Genomic DNA, 512 nt, shown 5'->3' with positions numbered 1-512 from the left:
GGTAAACCGAGATCACGAAGACCTTGTTGCAACCAACTGGATTGACCGCCGGTTTCCAAGGCGATGACTTCAATTGAATGACCAAACGGATCAACGCAAGCTGCAATCGAGGTCGCAAGCGTTTCACATTCCCCTTGCCAGACAATTTTGGCGGTTTCATCTACAACACAGATATGGGTTTCTTTCAATGATACGTCCAGTCCGATATAATGTCTCATGGTCACGTTCCTTTTTATGGCCTTTATGAAGCTGCTTTCACAGACTTCGAGCTTACCATCGGAGCGTGACCAACCGCTATTACGGCCATGTTCCCTAATCGTTAGAATCATCTTGGACTTTGATTGCTATAGCCTTTAAAAAGATGTTGGTGTAACCTGCCGTCCTTATGGTTGCATACTTGAAATTTATTACGCATCTTATTTAGGGGTCGCATTCAGTTATGGCTGAAAAAAAGAATAACAAGAACACCAGTGCCAATGTTGGATTTGAAGAGAATTTATGGGCCGCCGCCG

At 44.3% G+C, this 512-nt stretch carries 1 pseudogene; it reads right to left on the bottom strand.

Features of this window, described 5'->3' with window-relative positions:
* Positions 1-218: pseudogene (locus IEW13_RS17265) on the bottom strand (IS110 family transposase); the annotation flags it as partial.
* Between the last annotated feature and the right edge of the window lie 294 nt (positions 219-512).

Source organism: Sediminivirga luteola (genome assembly GCF_014639315.1).
GTDB lineage: Bacteria > Actinomycetota > Actinomycetes > Actinomycetales > Brevibacteriaceae > Sediminivirga > Sediminivirga luteola.
Note: the sequence above shows the minus strand (reverse complement) of the source record. Positions and strands in the feature narration are given on the sequence as shown.